Annotated in this window: 1 protein-coding gene; it reads right to left on the bottom strand. The window is 68.7% G+C overall.

Features of this window, described 5'->3' with window-relative positions; all coding sequences use genetic code 11:
• Positions 1-613: cupin domain-containing protein (locus HX846_RS37165; protein ID WP_178967459.1), on the bottom strand; the 613-nt coding region annotated here is incomplete at both ends.

Genomic DNA, 613 nt, shown 5'->3' with positions numbered 1-613 from the left:
TCCAGTCGCGCCCAGGCTGCTGGTGCAACGCCAGCAGGGCCTTGGCCAGGCGCGGGTCGCGTAGCGCGGCCACCAGGCCGGACGCATTCCCGCAGGCACATTCGACCCAGCCCCGAACAACCATGGCCGCCACCACGTCCGCCAGGCGCGCCAGAATGCCGGCGAAGCCGATGCGGGCGCTGCTGACTTCACGCTCCATGGCCGCCAGGATCGGCATCAGCCCCGGATAACGTTGGCCCTTGGCGTCGATCAGCATCAGGTCCGGCATCAGGCGGCCAAGGCCGTGCAAACTCCCCAGTTCAAACTCCATGCAGCCGCTGAAGAGCAGGGTGCTTTGAGCCACGCCTGCATCGGCGCGGGCATCCACGGCACACACCGCATCGCCGAGGGCTGCGGCGTTGAAGCTGTCGATGTCCTGCACCGGCACCTCCGGGCTGGAGAGCAACTGATGGGCGCCCCCGTGGGAGATGAACACGGCGTTGCCCGGCGTCAGTTCGTACTGCGTGCCGTCCTCGGTACGCAGGGTGACGCCGCCGGCGGCGACAAGGTGGAAGTACGCATGCCCGGGTTTGGCCGCAAAGCCCAGGCCAAACGCCGGCCCGGCCTGGATACG

It is taken from the genome of Pseudomonas sp. K5002 (assembly GCF_013386655.1).
In the GTDB taxonomy this organism is placed as follows: domain Bacteria; phylum Pseudomonadota; class Gammaproteobacteria; order Pseudomonadales; family Pseudomonadaceae; genus Aquipseudomonas.
The sequence above is the reverse complement of the archived record's forward strand: the minus strand, read 5'-3'. Positions and strand labels throughout refer to the sequence as shown.